Origin of the sequence: Blattabacterium cuenoti (genome assembly GCF_014251575.1) — a bacterium.
Lineage (GTDB): Bacteria > Bacteroidota > Bacteroidia > Flavobacteriales > Blattabacteriaceae > Blattabacterium > Blattabacterium cuenoti_N.
On record NZ_CP059191.1, the window covers coordinates 447808 to 468099 of the forward strand.

Consider the following 20292-nt stretch of genomic DNA (forward strand, 5'->3'; position numbering starts at 1 on the left):
AAAAATACAAACTTTTTAAGTTTGATTTTTATTTATATAATTGCAAAAAAGATCTTGTTGTGTAAAACAATCAACATCATAAAAAATGTCAATAAGACGACGCTTCAGAATAAAAAGTTTGCAATTCTTATATGCTCAACATTTATCTAAAATGGATTCAAATCAAGTTGAAAAAAACATGCTTCAAAGCATTGAAGAATTGCATAATTTATATATTTCTCTTCTTTTTTTAATCTTAAAAATTAGAGAAAATGCTCTAAAAATAAATCTACACAATATAAAAAACACAGATCCAATAAAAAAATTTGCATACAACTCCGTAATCAAAATACTGTCTAATAATAAGTACTTAATTGAAGAATATAGTTCTACAGAAAATTCTGGAAAAATATTATGGAAAAAACAAGAAAAACACATCTTTCTTTTATTGCAAGAAATGCAAAAATCAATTTTTTGCAATAAATATTTTAATAAACCTAGCTCTTCTTTTGAAGAAGAGAAAAAATTTCTCATAAAATATTATAAAGAAATCGTGATTCCAAATAAAAAACTGATAGGATATATAGAAGATTTATATATTAACGGACAAGAAAATTTGTGTATAGCTCATACCATGGTTTGCAAAACTTTACGATTTATAAAACATTCTACACCTCCAAATTTTAAATTATATAACATTTACAAAAATAATGAAAATAAAAAATTCATTATTGATTTGTATAGGAATACAATTTTTCACAAAGATGAATTTAATAATTTAATCAACAATATATCAAAAAACTGGGATATAAAAAGAATAGCTATTATAGATTTAATTATATTGCAAATGGCTATTTGTGAATTTTTATATTTTCCGAACATACCTCCGAAAGCAACTATGAATGAATATATAGAAATTGCAAAAATATTTTGTATGGAAAAAAGTAAAATTTTTATTAATGGAATATTAGATCAAATCTTTAGACTTTTGCGTAAAAAGAATAAAATATTTAAAATAGGAAAAGGCCTTCTATAAATCTGATGATCTATTCTCTAAACTTTAAATGTTATTTTATGTTTTTTTTATTGCAACAAAATTCTATTGCAAATACTATTTGGATGTTTGCATTGATTTTTATTATATTCTATTTTTTTATGATACGTCCTCAAATACGAAAACAAAAAATTGAAAAAAAATTTCAGGATAATCTAAAAAAAGGAAATTATATAGTAACCAATTCAGGAATGCACGGAAAAATCATAGATATTACAGATAATGTTTGTGTACTAGAAACTATTACAGGAAAAATAAAACTTGAAAAAAATACAGTTTCAAAGGAACTAACTCAATTACGTTATAGTGAAACTTTGAATCAACAAAATGAAAAACAGGAAAAAAAATGAAATTTTTTTTGATAGGAATAACGGGAAAAATGGGATCTGGAAAAAGTTTATTTTCTTCTTTTTTCAAAAAAAAAGGAATCCCTGTTTACCATTCAGATGAAAGGGGAAAAATATTAATGAATCAAACAGAAATTATAAAAAAAAATGTTATTAAACATTTTGGAAAAGATTCTTATAAAAAAGAAAAAATTAATAGAACCTATTTATCTGAAATTGTTTTCAAAAATTCTTCTGCATTAAAATTACTATGTTCTATTGTACATCCATGGATTTCAATTGATTTTAAAAATTGGATTTATTCTGTACAAAAAAAAACTCTATATTTTATAAAAGAATCTGCTATTTTATTTGAAAGTGGAAGTTATAAAGAATGTGATATCATAATCACTATAACTTCACCTATGGAAAAAATGATTGAAAGAATTATAAAAAGAGATCATCTAAGTGAAAATCAAATTATAAATCGTCTAAAAAATCAAATATCTAATAAAAAAAGAGAAAAAAAATCTCATTTTATTATTAATAACTATTCATCTGCAACTTTTTTACAAAAAAAAGCGGATATAATACACGAATTACTCGAAAAATTATACACAAATCAATATGGGAAAAGGAGATAAAAAAACTAGAAGAGGAAAAATAAAAAAAAAAACTTATGGAAATCTTCGTCCAAATCCAAGAAACGCTAGAAAAAAGAAAAAAAATAATTAAAGTTGTTCATCTTTTTTACTTGCACTTGTGAAAAAAGATAAGAAATATATCAGTTGAGATAAACTGCCTAAAGCAGAAACCACATAAGTCATAGCAGCCCAATTTAAAGATTCTTTCGCTTTATTGTATTCTTGATAATTAACTACATTTTTTTTTCTCATCCAAGTTAAGGCCCTGTTACTTGCATCAAATTCTATTGGCAAAGTTATAAAAGAAAAAAGAAAAACAAAAAAAAATAATCCTATTCCTAGTTTAAGAAGAAAAGAATCTTTTCCTCCTGAACTGTAAAAAATTGTTAATCCAGACACTATAGCTAGATTAGTAAATTTGGAACTAAAATTCAAAATAGACACTAAATGATTCCGTATTTTCAACAAATTATAACCCAACTTATGTTGTAATGCATGACCACATTCATGAGCAGCTACCGCAACAGAAGCTGCAGATCTACCATTGTAAACTTTTTCGCTTAAATTTATTGTTTTGTTTAGAGGATTATAATGATCTGTCATCTCTCCTTCAACTGAAAGAACATAAACATCCGTAATTCCATTATCTTTTAACATTTTTTCCGCTACTTCTTTTCCACTCATATAAGAATGCAAATGAAATTTAGAATATTCTCTAAATTTATTTTTTAAGATTGTATTAACAATAACACTTACTAAAAAAGTAGTGCCAATAATGAAATAGTAAGTCATTAGAATCTATTTTTAAACAAAAATATTAATTTATCAATATAAAATGAAAATATATATAAATTTAGCTTATGTGTCAAATTTTTGACTATGAATATTCCAAAAATAAATAATCTAAAAAGAGTCGTGATTATTGGTGCAGGATTTGCGGGGTTGCAAGTCGCAAAAAAACTAAGAAGAGATAAATTTCAGGTTATTCTTATAGATAAGAATAATTATCATACATTTCAACCATTGTTATATCAAGTAGCTACAGCTGGTTTAGAACCGGATTCTATAGCGCATTCCATTAGAAACATTATCAAAAAAACAAAAAACTTTTTTTTCAGATTAGCTTATGTTCATTATATCAATACAGAAAAACAGAAAATTTATACAAATGTAGGTGATTTATCTTATGACTATTTAATTATATCTACAGGATCTGTTACTAATTATTTTGGAAATAAAAATATTGAGTCTTTTTCCTTACCAATGAAATCAATTCCAGAAGCTTTAAATCTTAGAAGTCTTATTTTGCAAGATTTTGAATTTGCTTTGCTAACAAAAGATGCTAAAGAAAGAGAAAGACTTATGACTTTTGTTATTGTAGGAGGAGGCCCTACCGGAGTAGAACTTGCTGGAGCTTTAGCTGAAATGAAAAAATATGTCCTTCCACATGATTATCCTGATTTAAATATTCAATCTATGAATATTCACTTGTTACAAGCTTCTCATAGACTGTTAGATGGAATGTCTGAAAAATCAGCAAAACAAGCTTATAAAAATTTGAAAGAATTAGGGGTTATCATTTGGTTAAATTGTTTAGTTAAAGATTACGATGGAAAAGTAGTTTTTGTAGAAAAAAATAAAAGGATAGAATCTGCTAACGTTATATGGGCCGCTGGAGTAAAAGGATCTATAATAAAAGGATTTCTAAATGAAGACATAAAAGGACATAGGATTTTGGTAGATAATTATCTCAAAACTATAAAATATAAAAATATTTTTGCTATTGGAGACGTTGCTTATATGAAGTCTTATCCTAATGGTCATCCTATGACCGCTCAACCTGCTATTCAACAAGGTAATTATTTAGCTGAATATTTTAATCTTTTTTCAGAAAAAAGAAAAATTAACCCTTTCATTTACAAGAATTTAGGATCTATGGCTACTATTGGAAGAAACAAAGCTGTATGTGATTTTCCCTATTTTAAGTTAAAAGGTTTTTTAGCATGGATTGTATGGATGTTTGTTCATCTAGTCAGTTTAGTTGGATTTAGAAATAGAGCAATAGCCTTAACAAATTGGATTATTCAATATTTCCATTATAATAAAAGCGTACGTTTGATTATAAGACCATTTCATAGAAAAAAAAAAATCATTTAAAAACAAGTTTAGAAAGAATATTTTTGACTTTTTTTTCTGTTTCTATATATTCTTGATCTATATTACTATCCATAGTGATTCCACTGCCAGCATACAAAGTTATTTCTTTTTTATTTTCTTTGATTCTTGCACATCTCAAATGAAGATATAATTCCATGTCTTTTCTGTTTACTGTACCAATGTATCCTGTATAAAAATTTCTTTTATATCCTTCATATTTTTGAATAAAATCTAAAGATTCCTTTTTAGGAAAACCACATATAGAAGGAGTAGGATGCAGTTGATCTAATACTTTAGAATAATCAGGTTCTTCCAAAAAAGAAAAATAAATTGGAGTTTTCAAATGTTTTAAATGACCCATTTTTACCGTTTTAGTTTTTTTTAAGAAAATGGATCCTTTATAAGATTTCAATAAATGAATAATGTATTTTATTACAATTTTATGCTCTTCTATTTCTTTTTTCGTCCATTTCTTTTGATTCCAAACAGTTCCTGCTAAAGCTACGGTTTGAAATTTATTTTTATGAGATTTAATGAGCAACTCTGGAGAACATCCTATCCAAAATCCATGATGGATATCATACCAAAGACTGATTAAAGCATTTGGATAAGAAAAAATTAATTTTTGAAAAGTTTTTTTCAAATAAAAACTGTGAAAAGAAATTTTTATAGATCTGGATAAAACTACTTTTTTAAAGTGTCCTTTTCGTATTTTTTCTACTGCTTTTTGAATCAAATTTTTATATTCTGAAGAGTAAGTTAAAAGAAAAGAATTCTCTTCAGCTTCAGATGTTTCTTTTAAAAAAGATTTCCGTATATCTACATAATAGACTTTTTTTGGAACGATTTTGATCGTGTAATTATGATCAAAATCTTGAATTAGAAAAAATACATCTCCTTTAGAACCATAATGAGAATAAAAAAAAACTTTATTTCCGTAAGGTTTCCTGAAAATAACAAATTGATTTTGGTTCCAATAATTTTTTATAACTTTTTTATAAAAAGAAAAAATACTGATTTTTTTAAACATATTTTTTAATTATAATATTAGTCATTTTACAAAAACTAATGATAGTTTCTTTTTCATTATAAACATCAATTTGAATAACATGTAAAGTTTTTCCTTTATGAAAAATTTTAGCTTTAGCAAATAAAAATCCTTTTTTTATACATAGAATATGATTGGCAGAAATTTCAATGTTAAAAACATTGAAATTATTTTTTTCTGCACTTTTTGCACTTTTATCTTCTTCAAGATTAATAAAAGATAAAGAACATCCTACAGTTTCAGCCAAAGTGATTGTAGCTCCTCCATGAAGATAACCAAAAGGTTGTAAAATCTTATTACTTATTGGCATTTTTGCTATCAAAAAATCTAATTCTGTGGATAAAAAAATAAACTGAATGTGCATTTCACTTATCAATGTATTTTTTTTTAGATTATTTAATTCATTTAATAATTCTTTAATTCTTTTTTTCATACAAAAAATAAATTAAAGATAACCTTTTGGTCTAATTTTCTAGATTACATTATTTTGTTTGCTTAAGATTTAAAATTAACGAATATGAATAAAATAGTAGATGAAGACTTTATTCCTTTGATAGGAAAAGGAAATCAAATTATTGGATTTGAAAAAAAAGAAAAAATTCATTCAGAAGGACTTTTTCATAGCGCTGTTTCTGTATTTATTTTTAATCCAAAAAATGATTTAATGTTACAAAAAAGATCTTCAAGAAAATATCATTCTTCTTTACTTTGGACTAATACATGTTGCAGCCATCCTAGAAAAAATGAATCTGTTTTAACAGCAGCTCATCGTTGTTTAATAGAGGAAATGGGATTTGATTGTTTCTTAGAAAAAAGATTTTGTTTTACTTATTATGAATATTTAAACAATGGACTGATAGAAAATGAATTAGATCATGTTTTTGTTGGATATTATGAAAAATCTCCAATTATCAATTATAAAGAAGTTGATAATTGGAAATGGACTTCGTTAAATGAATTAATTAAAAATGTTCATCTTTATCCAGATTCTTACACAATCTGGTTAAAAATTATCCTGAAGAATTATATAAATCAGTTAAACATTCATTAAATCATGAAAGCAACCATAAGTAGAAAAGGGTATTTCAGTGCAGCACACAGACTTTATAATAGACATTGGAATTATCAAAAAAATATAGAAATATTTGGAAAATGTGCATATTTAAATTATCATGGACATAATTATGAATATATAGCCAGTGTCACAGGTGAAGTTGATAAAGAAACAGGATTTGTTCTTAGTCTACATAAATTAAGAGATCTTCTTCGTGAAGAAATAGAAAAACTTTTTGATCATAAAAACATTAATTTAGATTTGAAAGAGTTTTCTTCTGTAAATCCTACTGCGGAAAATATTGTTATTTTCATGTGGAATAAAATAAATAAAAGAATATCTTCTAATTTTGATTTGAAAATAACTTTATACGAAACGGGAAATAATTTTGTTGAATATGATGGAAAATAATTTGAAAAAAACAATTTTATATGAAAATCATATACGTTTAGGCGCTAAAATGATTGATTATTCTGGATTTTGTATGCCTCTTCAATACACTTCTTCTTTAATAGAACATATGTCTGTAAGAAATAAAGCTGGTATTTTTGATGTTAGTCATATGGGGAAGTTCATTTTGAATGGAAAACATTCCATGGATTTAGTACAGTATTTAACCACAAATGATTTGTCGAAAATAAAAATAGGACAAGCTCAATATAGCTGTTTCATTAATAATCATGGAGGAATTATAGATGATTTAGTGATTTATAAGATTTCTGAAAAAAAGTTATTACTTATAGTTAATGCAGTTAATATTGAAAAAAATAAAAAATGGATAAATTATCATATAAAAAAAAATTCTTATAATATAGAATTTATAGATTTTTCTCAAAAATATTCTCTATTGGCTATTCAAGGACCATTATCATTGTTTTATATTCAAAAATTAACTAATATACCATTGCAAAAAATTCCTTTTTATAATTTTGAAATAGGAGAATTTTCAGGAATTAAAAACGTATTGATTTCTTGTACTGGATATACGGGATCTAAAGGAGTGGAAATTTATATTCCTAATGAATATGCTGAAAAAATATGGAATGATATTTTAGAAGTAGAAAAAAATAAAATAATTCCTTGCGGAATAGCCAGTAGAAACTCATTAAGATTAGAAATGGGATATCGTTTATATGGACAAGATCTTTGTGAAGAAATAACTCCCATAGAAGCAGGATTATCTTGGATCATAAAATTTGAAAAAAAATTTATTGCAAGAGAAATACTACAAAAACAAAAAAAGAAAGGAGAATACAAAAAATTTATATCTTTTCTTGTAGAAGAAAAAGGAAAAATTCCAAGACAGGGATACTTTTTAATAGATAAAGATGATAATCTTATTGGAAATGTAACTTCTGGTATTTTTTCTCCAGTTTTAAAAAAAGGAATTGGATTAGGATATTTTTTGAATCAAAAACAAAAAAAAGATTCTGTTTTTCTTTCAATAAGAAAAAAAAAGATTCCTATTAAAGTGGTAAATTTACCCTTTATAAATATTAAAAATGATTAATTTTTATTCAATTCATAATAGACTAAGAATTCAAAAATGAATCATTTCAAATATTAATTTTATCAAAAAAAACGAAACATATTCGAAACATATTAAAAAAAATTTCTTGTTAGCTATTCCTGTATTTTTTACTCAATTAGGAGTTATATGTATAGGTTTATCTGATAATATTATGGTTGGTTTTTTGGGTAAAAAAGCTTTATCTTCAGTTTCATTAGCCAATGCTGTTTTTTTTATTACAGTCATTTTTGGATTGGGAATATCTACATCTATTTCTTCTCTAATAGCATCTATAGATGCAAAACAAGAATACAAAAAAGGTGCTATTATTTTTTATCATGGATTGATTATTAATTTTTTTTTATCCATATTTATGTATGGGTTAATACATGTTTTTTCTTATATCCTACCTTATTTAGGACAACCTAAAGAAATATTGAGTGAAACTATATCATTTCTAAAGATAATAGCTATTTCTTTTATTCCATGGATGATATTTGAAGTTTTTAGAAAATTTTCGGAAGGATTATCCTTAGTTTTTCCAGGTCTTATTATTACTTGGGTTTCAGCTTTCATTAACATCATATTAAATTATGTATTTCTTAACGGAATCTGTGGATTTCCTAAATTAGGAACTGTGGGAGTAGCTTATTCTACCTTAGTATCTCGTATAACTATGCTAATAGGAATTTTAATTTTATTGTACCAACATAGAAAAGTCCATAATTATTATAATCATTTTAAATATTTTTTTCTAAAAAAAAAATATTTAAAAAAAATACTCCAAATAGGGATTCCTTCTGGATTACATATGTTATTTGAAATGAGTGCTTTTGCTGTTTCTTCTTTTATATCAGGAAAATTTGGGATTAAAGTATTGGCTGCCCATCAAATTGTTATCAGTTTGGTCTCTTCTACCTTTCTTCTAAATACAGGTCTTTCTGTAGCTGCCACAATAAGAATAGGAAATCAGTTTGCTTTAAAAAATTATTCTGAGTTAAGAAAAATAGGAAAATCTATTTTTTTAATGGGAGTTGTTTTTATGTTAATTTGTAGTTTATTCTTTTTTTTCTTTAGAAGATATATTCCTCACATTTATATAAAAAATGATTATGAGGTAGTTCAAATTGCAGAAAAAATGATTATTATTGCTAGTTTTTTTCAGTTATCTGATGGGTTACAAGGAATTATTCTTGGAGCTTTAAGAGGATTGCAAGATGTTCATATTCCTATGTGGATCAGTTTTTTTTCCTATTGGATTATTGCTTTACCTACAGCTTGGTTTTTATCTATTAGAATAGGAGGACATGGAGTCTGGATTGGATTAGGATTAGGACTTACTGTATCAGCTATACTTCTTTTTATAAGATATGAAACTATAACTAAAAGACTTACGAAAGGAAATATAATAAATAACTAATATTCAATTAAATAATCATAGTTAATAATAATTATCTATATTTGTTAATATAATAAGTGAAAAATTAAAAAATTTAATTTTTTAACCATTCTTTTATGAAAAAAACATTTAAAGAATACAATTTTTTTAACAATAATATTCTTAAAGCTTTAGAAGATATTGGTTTTAAATATCCTACTCCTATACAAGAAAAAGTTATTCCATTCTTGCTTTCTTCAGAAAGAGATATTATAGCATTAGCTCAAACAGGAACTGGAAAAACAGCCGCTTTTGGATTACCAATCATTCAAAATATAAATTTTGATCTGAGTATCCCTCAAGCTTTTATTTTATGTCCTACGAGAGAACTTTGTATACAAATTACTCGTGATCTCTGTCGTTTTTCTAAATTCTTATCGTCAATTAAAATTATTTCTTTGTATGGAGGAGTAAATATAGATTCTCAAATTAAATCATTGCAAAATAAGACTCACATTATAATAGGAACTCCAGGTCGAATTATTGATTTAATAAAAAGAAAGAAATTGCATCTTGCAAATATTAAATATTTGATTCTTGATGAAGCGGATGAAATGCTAAATATGGGATTTAAAGAAGAGTTGGATTACATAATAGATATGTTACCAAAAAAAAGACAAAGTCTTCTTTTTTCAGCAACAATGTCCAAATATATGAATATCATTGCTCATACTTATTTAACGGATCCAGTGGAAATAATTACAGGTCAAAAAAATATTGGATCTGATGATATCAAGCACATTTATTATATAGTAGGTCATTTAAACAAAAAATATTTAGCTCTAAAAAGAATTGTAGACATTAATCCTGATATTTATGGAATTATATTTTGTAGCACAAAAAAAGAAACTAAAGAAATAGCTGAACATCTCATAAAAGATGGTTATAATGCTGATGCTTTATATGGAGATCTTTCACAAACACAACGTGAATCTGTGATGAATCGATTTAGAAACAAAAATTTGCAATTTCTCGTTGCTACGGATGTAGCGGCTCGTGGATTAGATATCAATAATATAACTCATGTCATAAATTATAATCTTCCAAAAGAAAGTGAGATCTATCTACATAGAAGTGGTCGTACTGGAAGAGCTGGAAATTCTGGAATTTCTGTTTGTATTATACACACCAAAGAAACCAGAAATTTAAAAGAGTTTGAAAGGAAAATTGGAAAAAATTTTGAACGATTCATGGTTCCTAGTGGAAAAGAAATATGCGAAAAGCAACTGCTTTATTTTATAGGAAAAGTCAAAAAAGTAGTTGTAGATGAACAATTAATGAAAAAATTTCTTCCTGAAATACAAAAAAATTTAGAGTTTTTTGACAAAGAAGAATTGATAAAACGTTTTTCTTGGATTGAATTTAATCGTTTTATAAATTATTATAAAAATTCTAAGGATATAAATCCCAATAATAATATTATTGTCAATAATAAATTCAAAAAGAAACTTTTGTCAAGGTCAAAAAAATCAAGAAAAGAATCTTTTTCCAAACTTTTTTTGAATAGAGGATCTAAAGACAATTTAACAAAATTAGGGTTAATCAATTTAATTAATCAAGCAGTTAAAAATTCACGTATTCATATTGGACATATAGAAATTTTATCAAATTCTTCATTATTCGAAGTAGAAAAACGTTATAGAAATAAAATATTAATAGGAATGAGTAGAATCAACCATTTAGGAAGACCTATTTCTGTAGAGATTAAAAATTAAAATTGATATGGCAGGGAATACTTTTGGTAAATTATTTAGAATTAGTACTTTTGGAGAAAGTCATGGAACAGCTTTAGGAGGTGTAATAGATGGATGTCCAGCAGGTTTGGAATTAAATTTTGATGAAATTCAATATGAATTAAATCGTAGAAAACCAGGTCAATCATCTATAGTCACTCAAAGAAATGAACCTGATCAAGTGAATTTTTTATCTGGAATTTTTGATAATAAAACAACAGGAACTCCTATTGGTTTTATTATTTATAACAAAGATCATAATTCAGATGATTATAAACATATTAAGGATGTTTATCGTCCATCTCATTCAGATTTTACATATGAAAATAAATATGGAGTTAGAGATTACAGAGGTGGAGGGCGCTCTTCTGCCAGAGAAACAATATGTAGAGTGGTAGCTGGAGCTATAGCCAAACAATTAATAAAAGATATAAAAATTACATCTTATGTTTCTTCTGTAGGAGATATTTCTATTAATAAATCTTATCAAGAATTGGATTTATCCAGAAGATCTATAGAAAGGAATCCTATAAGATGTCCTGATCCATCTGTCGCAAAAAAAATGATATGTAAAATTAAAAAGATAAAAAATAAAGGAGATACAATAGGAGGAACTATTACTTGTGTTATTCAAAATGTTCCAATAGGAATGGGAGAACCAGTTTTTGATAAATTACATGCTGAACTTGGAAAAGCGATGCTTTCAATTAATGCTGTGAAAGGGTTCGAATATGGAAGTGGATTTTATGGAACTAAACTAACCGGTTCTCAACATAATGATCTATTTCATAAAAATGGAAAAACTAAAACAAACTTATCTGGAGGAATACAAGGTGGGATATCAAATGGAATGGACATTTATTTTAGAATAGCTTTCAAACCTGTAGCTACAATAATGCAAAAACAAAAAACTATAGATAGAAATGGTAATTTTGTTTTGATAGAAGGGAAGGGAAGACATGATCCTTGTGTTTTACCACGTGCAATACCCATTGTTGAATCGATGATTGCTTTAGTTTTAGCAGATTATTGGATGTATACTAAATTATCTAAATTAAATACACTTCAATATTGAATCAAAAATTTATTATTTTTATTTTGGGACCAACATGTGTTGGAAAAACTTTCGTATCCTTATTTTTAGCTGAAAAATTAAAAACTGAAATCTTATCTTGTGATTCTAGACAATTTTATAAAGAACTCAGAATAGGCACTTCTATGCCTACAGAAAAAGAACTTTCTAGAATTCCTCATCATTTCATAGGACATTTAAATATTCACCAAATTTACAATGCTAAACTATTTGAAATAGACTGTTTAGAAAAAATTTATAAATTATTTGAAAAATATTCTATTCTAATTATGGTAGGAGGATCTGGATTGTATGAAAAAGCTATAACAGAAGGGTTGTCTAATTTACCTGAAATAGACTTAAATATTAGAAATGATTTAATTTTTCATTTTAAAAAAAAGGGAATATCTTTTTTGCAAAAGGAATTTAAAAAATTCAAAAAAAAAGATAAATTAATAATAGATATTAATAATCCAAGACGTCTGATGAGGTATTTGGAAATCGTAAAATCTACAGGACATTCTCCTTCCTTTTTTTTGAAAAAAAGACTAAAAAAAAGAAATTTTGTGATTTTTAAAATAGGATTGATCATGTCTAAATATGAAATCTATTCTAGAATAAATGATAGGGTAGAAAATATGATCAAAAAAGGTCTGTTAGATGAAGCAAAAAACTATTATCATTATAGAAATTTAAATAGTTTGAAAACTATAGGTTATAAAGAAATTTTTGAATTTCTTCATAATAAAGAAAGAAATTGTTTGAATGAAACTATAGAAAAAATAAAAACAAATACTAGAAAATATGCAAAAAGACAATTAACTTGGTATAGAAAAGATTCTTCTATAAAATGGTTTAATCCAAAAGAAAAAGAAAAAATTTTTAATTTCATTTTAAAAATAGTGGGCAATACTGGATTTGAACCAGTGACCCCCTGCTTGTAAAACAGATGCTCTAAACCAAACTGAGCTAATTGCCCTTCTATCCACTTACTCAAATGTAAGAAAAAAATTTTTATAATATAATAAAACTTCAGATACAATAAAGGTACTTCCACTTATTAGGATTAAATCATTTTTATCAGCTTTTCTTTTAGCAGATAAAAAAGCTTTTTCTACAGAATGATAAAAATTTATTTTTCTGCGATCTTGGAATATTTGATCAACCAATATTTTTAGATCATAAATAGGAAATTTTCTATCAATTTTAGGTTGACAAAAGTAATAGAACGATTCAATAGGAAAATGCTTTAATAATTTTTCTACTTTTTTCTCTCTTACAAAACCTAAAACCAAATGCAATTTATCATAAGATTCTTTTTTTAATTGATGATTAATCATATATATCCCTTCTTCATTATGAGCTATGTCACAAACAATCTTTGGATGATTTTTTTGTAAAATATGCCAACGACCTTTAAAATTTGTGTTTTTTATTACATTTTTTAATCCTTTTTTTATAGATTGATTAGATACAAATATATTTTTTCTACGATGTAGAATATTCACAATTTTTAATACAACACTTCTATTTAAATATTGATAATCTGCTTCAAAAGGAATTTTATATTTAAAATCCTCCTTTTTTTTTACAGAAAAATAAATGGGGGAATTCTTTTTTAAAGCTTCTTTAATAAAAAGGAATTGTATATCCTTCGACATTTTACTTCCTACTATTACTGATACGTTTTTTTTAATGATTCCTGCTTTTTCTAAAGCAATTTTTAATTGGCTATTTCCAAGAGTTTCTGTATGGTCTATGCTAATATTGGTTATGATAGATATTTCTGGAATTATAAGGTTAGTGGAATCTAATCGACCACCCATCCCTACCTCAATAATTGCTATATTTACTTCTCTTTCTTTAAAATATTGAAAAGCCAAAGCTGTATTCATTTCAAAAAATGAAATTTTTTCTTTTTCTATAAATTTCTTATTTTCTCTAATGAAGTCAATAATAAAGTTTTTTTCTATTAAAACTCCATTACAGGTGATCCTCTCTCTAAAGTCCATTAAATGAGGAGAAGTAAATAATCCGATTTTATATTTTTCTTCTTGAAGAATAGAAGATAACATATGAACTGTAGATCCTTTTCCATTTGTTCCTCCTACATGTATGCTTTTAAAAAAATTTTGAGGATTTCCTAAATGGGAACAAAAGTTTTGTATTCTTTTTAAACCTGGTTTGTATGATTTCAATCCTGACGTTTGATAAATTGGAAGACGTTTAAAAATCCATTGAACAGTTTCTAAATAATTCAAGTTCCAACTATTAAAAATAACATGACAAAAATATATTTTTTTCAAAAAATTAATTATATTCGCATTAGAATTGATTTCTAATTATTTATTGGGATAGAATCACATCTACATTTTATTGAGAGAATTATAGAGGAAGATATAAAAAATGGATTTCCTGTTGAAAAAATAAGATTTCGTTTTCCTCCTGAACCAAATGGATATCTCCATATTGGACATGTAAAAGCTATATGCCTCAATTTTGAGTTGGGAAAAAAATACAAATCACCAGTCAATTTAAGATTTGATGATACTAATCCTATAGTAGAAAATAGGAATTTTATAGAATCCATAAAAAAAGACATTCTTTTTTTAGGGTTCAAATGGGAGATAGAAAGTTATGCTTCAGATCATTTCTATCAACTTTATAAATGGGCTGTGAGATTAATTAAGAAAAATAAAGCTTATGTAGATGATCAATCTCAAAAAATCATCCAATCTCAAAGAAAAAATACTTTTGAAACTGGAATCAATAGTGATTATAGAAACAGGTCTATAGATGAAAATTTGTATTTGTTCGAAAGAATGAAAAATGGATTCTTTGAGGAAGGATCTTGCGTTTTAAGAGCTAAAATTAATATGAGTTCTCCAAATATGAACATGCGAGATCCGATTATGTATAGAATTTTGCAAAAAAAACATCATAGAACTGGATCCCAATGGTGTATTTATCCTACTTACGATTGGACTCATGGTCAATGTGATTACATTGAACAAATATCACATTCTTTATGTTCATTAGAATTTGAAAATAGACGACCATTATATAATTGGTATTTAGATCAAATTTGTGATCATGAAAAAATAAGACCTAAACAAATAGAGTTTTCAAGATTAAATTTAAGTCATACTATAACTAGCAAAAGAAAAATTCAATATTTAATTGAAAAAAAAATTATCCAATCTTGGGATGATCCACGTATATTAACAATATCTGGATTACGTCGTAAAGGATACACTTCAACCGCTTTAAAAAATTTTGTTCATAAAATAGGAATTACAAAAAGAAATAATATCATTGATATATCTCTTTTAGAATTTTGGATTAGAGAACATTTAAATAAAATAGCCCCTAGAGTAATGGTAGTATTTCATCCAATTAAATTAATTATTGACAATTATTCCATGAATACTACTGAATGGATAGAATCCGAAAATAATCCGGAAAATCCTAATTTTGGGAATAGAAAAGTACCCTTTTCTAAATTTTTATATATTGAAAAAGACGATTTTTTAGAAAAAAAAAGAAAAAATTTCTTTCGTCTTAGTATTGGAAAAGAAGTAAGACTTAAAAATGCTTACATTATAAAGGCTAATTCCATAATCAAAAATTATAAAGGAGAAATCAAAGAAATACACTGCACTTACGACCCAAAAAGCAAGTCTGGAAACAAAGAAAAAATAGAAGAAAAAGGAAGAACAAAAAGCACTTTACACTGGGTATCCATAAAACATTCTTTTCCCATAGAAATTAATTTGTATAATCCTCTTTTTTTGAAAAGAAATCCGGACATAGATTTTCATACATGCATCAACCCAAAATCAAAAGATAAAATCATAGGTTATGCAGAACCTTCTTTAAAAAAAGCGAAAAAAGGAGACCATTTTCAGTTCCAAAGAATTGGTTATTTTTATGTAGAAGATTCTACCATTAATAAAATTATTTTCAATAAAACAGCATACATAAAAAATCAATGGAAAAAATAAAAAAATATTTTCTTACTGAAAAAATCCTGTAGAAATATTTTCATACTCTCTTAATCCAGTTCCTGCTGGAATTTTATGTCCTACTATAACATTCTCCTTAAGTCCATATAAATAATCAGTCTTACTACTTATTGCTGCTTCACTTAGAACTTTTGTTGTCTCCTGAAACGAAGCTGCAGATATGAAAGATTTGGTCTGTAAAGCAGCTCGTGTGATTCCTTGTAATATAGGTCTAGCCGTAGCAGGAATCGCATTTCTAGTTTTTATCAACTTTTTATTTTTGTATTTTAAAACGGAATTTTCATTTCTTAAATCTCTATAATTAATAATATCTCCATTTTTAAAAATTTTGGAATCTCCAGAATCTTCAACTACTATCATCCGATAGATTCTATCATTTTCTTCTATAAAATCATCTTTATACTCAATATTCCCTTCTAAAAATTTAGTATCTCCAACATCTATAACTTCTACTTTTCTCATCATTTGTAGAACAATAACTTCAAAATGTTTGTCATTAATTTTCACACCTTGCAAACGATATACTTCTTGTATTTCTTTAACTAAATATTCTTGAACAGCTCTAGGCCCTCTTATATTTAAGATATCATTAGGAGTTACAGCTCCATCAGACAATGGCATTCCTGCTTTTACATAATCATTTTCTTGAACAAGTATTTGATTAGATAATTTGACAAGATATTTCCTGATTTCTCCTGTTTTAGATTCTACAATAATTTCTCTATTACCTCTTTTAATTTTTCCATGGCTTACTATTCCATCCATTTCTGAAACTACAGCAGGATTAGAAGGATTACGTGCTTCAAATAATTCAGATAAACGAGGCAATCCCCCTGTAATATCACCTGATTTTGCAGATTTTCTAGGTACTTTAACTAAAATTTTACCTACATCTATTTTTTCTTCATCTTCTACCATTAAATGGGCTCCTACCGGTAGATTATATACTTTCAATTCTTCGTTTTTATCATTCAATATTTTTAATGTTGGAACTAAATTTTTATTTCTTACCTCTGTGATTACTTTTTCTTGAAATCCAGTTTGTTCATCTATCTCTACTTGAAAAGTAACACCTTGTTCTAAATGCTGATAAGATATAATTCCGGAAAATTCTGCAACAATAACTGCATTATATAAATCCCATTTGCAAATCATATCTCCTGACTTTAATTGATCTCCATGCTTTACATATAAAGCTGCTCCATAAGGAATATTATTAACCATTAAAATGGATGATTTTTTTTGATTAAAAAGTTTCATTTCTGTAGATCTAGAAACTACTATTCTTATTTCTTCAGAATCTTTTTTTGTTTTTACAAATTTTAAGTCTTCAAATTCTATGATTCCATCATATTTAGCTCTTATTTGTGAAGACTCCGTAATATTTCCGGCTGTACCTCCAACATGAAAAGTCCGTAATGTTAACTGAGTTCCTGGTTCTCCAATAGATTGTGCGGCTATAACACCTACAGCTTCTCCCTTTTGAACGATTTCTCCTGTTGATAAATTACGACCATAACATTTAGAACAAATACCCATTTTTGCTTCACAAGTCAAAGGAGATCGTACTTCCACCATTTCAATTCCAGATTGATCAATTATTTTTGCTATTTTCTCATCAATCATATCACCAGAAGATACTATCAATTGATCATATTTTGGATGATAAACATCATTCAAAGATATACGACCTAAAATTCTATCAAACAAAGTCTCTACTATTTCTTCATTTTTTTTCAATGCCGATATTTCCAAACCACGTAAAGTATTGCAATCTTCCATTTTAATAATTACATCTTGCGCTGCATCAACTAAACGTCTTGTAAGATATCCAGCATCTGCTGTTTTTAATGCTGTATCAGCTAATCCTTTACGAGCACCATGAGTGGATATAAAATACTCCAAAATAGAAAGACCTTCTCTAAAATTGGATAAGATAGGATTTTCAATAATTTCTCCTCCAGAAGATCCCGCTTTTTGAGGTTTTGCCATTAATCCACGCATTCCAGAAAGTTGACGTATTTGTTCTTTAGAACCTCTTGCTCCAGAATCCAACATCATATATACAGGATTAAATCCTTGTCTATCTTCCCGCATATATTTCATTACTTTTTCTGTAAGTATAGCGTTTGTATTTGTCCATATATCAATAACTTGATTATAACGCTCATTATTTGTTATCAATCCCATATTGTAATTTATTTTGACATTGTCAACCTGTTGAATAGCATGATCAACCATATCTTTTTTATTATCAGGAATAATAATATCTCCTAATCCAAAAGAAAGACCTCCTTTGAATGCATTATAAAAACCTAATTCTTTAATATCATCTAAAAAATTGGCAGTGGTAGGAACGTCTGTAAGATGCAATATTTTTCCTATAATTTCTCTTAATGATTTTTTTGTAAGAGATTCATTAATAAATCCTACTTGACTGGGAACTACTTGGTTAAACAAAATTCTACCTACAGTAGTTTCTATCAATTTATTATAAAATTTATCTTCTTCACGAACATTGACTTTCACTTTAACTAAAGCATGTAAATCAACTACTCCTTGATTATATGCTATTTCAACTTCTTCTGGTGAATAAAAAACAAGTCCTTCTCCTTTAACTTTATTTTTAGAATCTGATAATAAAGGTTTCGTCATATAATATAATCCTAATACCATATCCTGAGAAGGGACTGTAATCGGAGATCCATTAGCAGGATTTAATATATTTTGAGAAGCTAACATTAAAAGTTGGGCTTCCAAAATAGCTCCATATGACAATGGTAAATGAACAGCCATTTGATCTCCATCAAAATCTGCATTAAAAGCAGCACAAACTAAAGGATGCAATTGAATAGCTTTTCCTTCTATTAATTTTGGTTGAAAAGCTTGAATTCCCAATCTATGTAAAGTAGGAGCTCTGTTTAATAATATAGGATGTCCTCTTAAAACATTTTCTAAAATATCCCATATCATTGGATCTCTTTTATCAATAATTTTTTTAGAAGATTTTACTGTTTTCACTATTCCTCTTTCAATTAACTTACGTATAATAAAAGGCTTATAAAGTTCTGCAGCCATATCTTTAGGAAGACCACATTCATGCAACTTCAAATGTGGACCAACGACGATAACAGATCTAGCAGAATAATCTACCCTTTTTCCAAGAAGATTTTGTCTAAAACGACCTTGTTTCCCTTTTAAAGCGTCTGATAAAGATTTTAAAGGACGATTAGCTTCCGATTTTACAGCAGAAACTTTTCTTGAATTATCAAAAAGAGAATCAACAGCTTCCTGAAGCATTCTTTTTTCATTTCTCAAAATAACTTCTGGAGCTTTAATTTCTATAAGTCTTTTCAAACGATTATTTCTTATAAGTACACGACGATACAAATCTGTCATATCAGAAGCAGCATAACGTCCTCCATCTAAAGGGACCAGAGGTCTTAATTCAGGTGGAATTACAGATAATACATGAATAATCATCCAAGATGGATTTCCTCCATTTTTTTTCCCTTCTCGAAAAGATTCCACTACTTGTAAACGTTTTAATGCTTCAATTCGTCTTTGTTTAGAAGTTTCATGATTTGCTTGATTTCTTAATTCAAGTGATAAAACATCTAAATCAATACGATTTAAAAGCTCTTCTATACACTCTGCTCCCATTTTAGCAATAAACTTATTTGGATCATGATCTTCTAATTGTTGATTTCCTTTTGGAAGTTTGTTTAAAACATGTAAATATTCTTCTTCAGTTAAAAAATCACCTTTTTGAAAAGAAGATCCATCCGAACGAAAAGCTAATCCTCCTTGAATAACAACATACCGTTCATAATAAATAATCATTTCAAGTTTTTTAGAAGGTAATCCCAATAAGTATCCAATTTTATTGGGAGAAGAACGAAAACACCAAATATGAACAACAGGAACTACAAGACTAATGTGCCCCATCCGTCCTCTTCTAACCTTTTTTTCAGTTACTTCAACTCCACATCTATCACAAACAATTCCTTTATAACGAATTCTTTTATATTTTCCACATGCACATTCATAATCTTTAACAGGACCAAAAATACGTTCACAAAAAAGACCATCTCTTTCTGGCTTGTGAGTACGATAATTTATTGTCTCCGGTTTCAATACTTCACCATGAGATTCTTTTAATATTGTTTCTGGAGAAGCCAACCTAATAGTTACTTTATTAAATTTGTTATTTTTCTTTCTATTCATTGTTTTTAAATAAAACATATAATGA

Annotated in this window: 18 protein-coding genes and 1 tRNA gene; 13 read left to right on the forward strand and 6 right to left on the reverse strand. The window is 26.7% G+C overall.

What is annotated here, in order from left to right:
- Window positions 1-118: 118 nt before the first annotated feature.
- The 4 genes from nusB to H0H67_RS02240 are packed head-to-tail and all read left to right on the forward strand — an operon-like array spanning window position 119 to window position 2094.
- Window positions 119-1015: a transcription antitermination factor NusB gene (gene nusB, locus H0H67_RS02225; protein ID WP_394366801.1), complete on the forward strand. Its 897-nt coding sequence runs from the start codon at window positions 119-121 to the stop codon at window positions 1013-1015.
- Between the two features lie 38 nt (window positions 1016-1053).
- Window positions 1054-1383 (forward strand): preprotein translocase subunit YajC, encoded by a 330-nt coding sequence (gene yajC, locus H0H67_RS02230; RefSeq protein ID WP_185859153.1) that lies wholly within the window; start codon window positions 1054-1056, stop codon window positions 1381-1383.
- The gene (coaE, locus tag H0H67_RS02235; protein WP_185859154.1) at window positions 1380-2003 is read left to right on the forward strand and encodes a dephospho-CoA kinase; all 624 of its coding nucleotides are present in this window, start codon (window positions 1380-1382) and stop codon (window positions 2001-2003) included. The genes yajC and coaE overlap by 4 nt, the downstream gene beginning before the upstream one ends.
- On the forward strand, window positions 1987-2094 hold the full coding sequence (locus H0H67_RS02240; RefSeq protein WP_185859155.1) for a 30S ribosomal protein THX: 108 nt from the start codon (window positions 1987-1989) through the stop codon (window positions 2092-2094). The genes coaE and H0H67_RS02240 overlap by 17 nt, the downstream gene beginning before the upstream one ends.
- On the opposite strand, the gene H0H67_RS02245 is transcribed toward H0H67_RS02240, so the two are convergent.
- Entirely contained in the window at window positions 2091-2795 is a 705-nt protein-coding gene (locus tag H0H67_RS02245; protein ID WP_185859156.1) for a zinc metallopeptidase, read from the reverse strand. The genes H0H67_RS02240 and H0H67_RS02245 overlap by 4 nt on opposite strands.
- A gap of 87 nt (window positions 2796-2882) precedes the next feature.
- Here H0H67_RS02245 and H0H67_RS02250 point away from each other — a divergent pair, with 87 nt between their 5' ends.
- Window positions 2883-4160: an NAD(P)/FAD-dependent oxidoreductase gene (locus H0H67_RS02250; protein ID WP_185859157.1), complete on the forward strand. Its 1278-nt coding sequence runs from the start codon at window positions 2883-2885 to the stop codon at window positions 4158-4160.
- Here H0H67_RS02250 and H0H67_RS02255 read toward each other — a convergent pair.
- Both H0H67_RS02255 and H0H67_RS02260 read right to left on the reverse strand, forming a co-directional pair.
- The gene (locus tag H0H67_RS02255) at window positions 4153-5190 is read right to left on the reverse strand and encodes a chorismate-binding protein (RefSeq protein WP_185859158.1); all 1038 of its coding nucleotides are present in this window, start codon (window positions 5188-5190) and stop codon (window positions 4153-4155) included. The genes H0H67_RS02250 and H0H67_RS02255 overlap by 8 nt on opposite strands.
- Window positions 5183-5641: a hotdog fold thioesterase gene (locus tag H0H67_RS02260; protein WP_185859159.1), complete on the reverse strand. Its 459-nt coding sequence runs from the start codon at window positions 5639-5641 to the stop codon at window positions 5183-5185. Before H0H67_RS02260 ends, H0H67_RS02255 begins: the two co-directional genes overlap by 8 nt.
- 84 nt (window positions 5642-5725) lie before the next feature.
- On the opposite strand from H0H67_RS02260, the gene H0H67_RS02265 reads away from it, so the two are divergent.
- From H0H67_RS02265 to miaA, 7 genes are all read left to right on the forward strand, one after another.
- A complete protein-coding gene (locus H0H67_RS02265) occupies window positions 5726-6259 on the forward strand; it encodes an isopentenyl-diphosphate Delta-isomerase (RefSeq protein ID WP_185859160.1) in 534 nt (177 codons plus the stop codon).
- 3 nt (window positions 6260-6262) lie between these two features.
- Window positions 6263-6673 carry a 6-pyruvoyl trahydropterin synthase family protein gene (locus tag H0H67_RS02270; protein WP_185859161.1) on the forward strand — a complete coding sequence of 137 codons (411 nt, stop codon included), beginning with the start codon at window positions 6263-6265 and terminating at the stop codon, window positions 6671-6673.
- Entirely contained in the window at window positions 6660-7772 is a 1113-nt protein-coding gene (gene gcvT / locus H0H67_RS02275) for a glycine cleavage system aminomethyltransferase GcvT (protein WP_185859162.1), read from the forward strand. The genes H0H67_RS02270 and gcvT overlap by 14 nt, the downstream gene beginning before the upstream one ends.
- A gap of 172 nt (window positions 7773-7944) precedes the next feature.
- Window positions 7945-9192: an MATE family efflux transporter gene (locus H0H67_RS02280; protein ID WP_238784593.1), complete on the forward strand. Its 1248-nt coding sequence runs from the start codon at window positions 7945-7947 to the stop codon at window positions 9190-9192.
- 95 nt (window positions 9193-9287) lie between these two features.
- Complete coding sequence (locus tag H0H67_RS02285; protein ID WP_185859164.1) at window positions 9288-10925, forward strand: DEAD/DEAH box helicase; 1638 nt, start codon at window positions 9288-9290, stop codon at window positions 10923-10925.
- A 7-nt stretch (window positions 10926-10932) separates the two neighbouring features.
- The gene (gene aroC, locus H0H67_RS02290; RefSeq protein WP_185859165.1) at window positions 10933-12018 is read left to right on the forward strand and encodes a chorismate synthase; all 1086 of its coding nucleotides are present in this window, start codon (window positions 10933-10935) and stop codon (window positions 12016-12018) included.
- 23 nt (window positions 12019-12041) lie between these two features.
- Window positions 12042-12959: a tRNA (adenosine(37)-N6)-dimethylallyltransferase MiaA gene (gene miaA / locus H0H67_RS02295; RefSeq protein WP_317168122.1), complete on the forward strand. Its 918-nt coding sequence runs from the start codon at window positions 12042-12044 to the stop codon at window positions 12957-12959.
- On the opposite strand, the gene H0H67_RS02300 is transcribed toward miaA, so the two are convergent.
- Together H0H67_RS02300 and H0H67_RS02305 are read right to left on the reverse strand one after the other, a co-directional pair.
- Window positions 12919-12994: transfer RNA gene (locus H0H67_RS02300), tRNA-Val, on the reverse strand. The two genes, miaA and H0H67_RS02300, sit on opposite strands and share 41 nt — an antisense overlap.
- 10 nt (window positions 12995-13004) lie before the next feature.
- Complete coding sequence (locus H0H67_RS02305) at window positions 13005-14276, reverse strand: bifunctional folylpolyglutamate synthase/dihydrofolate synthase (RefSeq protein WP_185859616.1); 1272 nt, start codon at window positions 14274-14276, stop codon at window positions 13005-13007.
- Between the two features lie 87 nt (window positions 14277-14363).
- Here H0H67_RS02305 and glnS point away from each other — a divergent pair, with 87 nt between their 5' ends.
- A complete protein-coding gene (glnS, locus tag H0H67_RS02310; protein ID WP_185859617.1) occupies window positions 14364-16019 on the forward strand; it encodes a glutamine--tRNA ligase in 1656 nt (551 codons plus the stop codon).
- Between the two features lie 12 nt (window positions 16020-16031).
- Here glnS and rpoC read toward each other — a convergent pair whose 3' ends face one another.
- Window positions 16032-20267: a DNA-directed RNA polymerase subunit beta' gene (rpoC, locus tag H0H67_RS02315; RefSeq protein ID WP_185859618.1), complete on the reverse strand. Its 4236-nt coding sequence runs from the start codon at window positions 20265-20267 to the stop codon at window positions 16032-16034.
- Window positions 20268-20292: the final 25 nt, after the last annotated feature.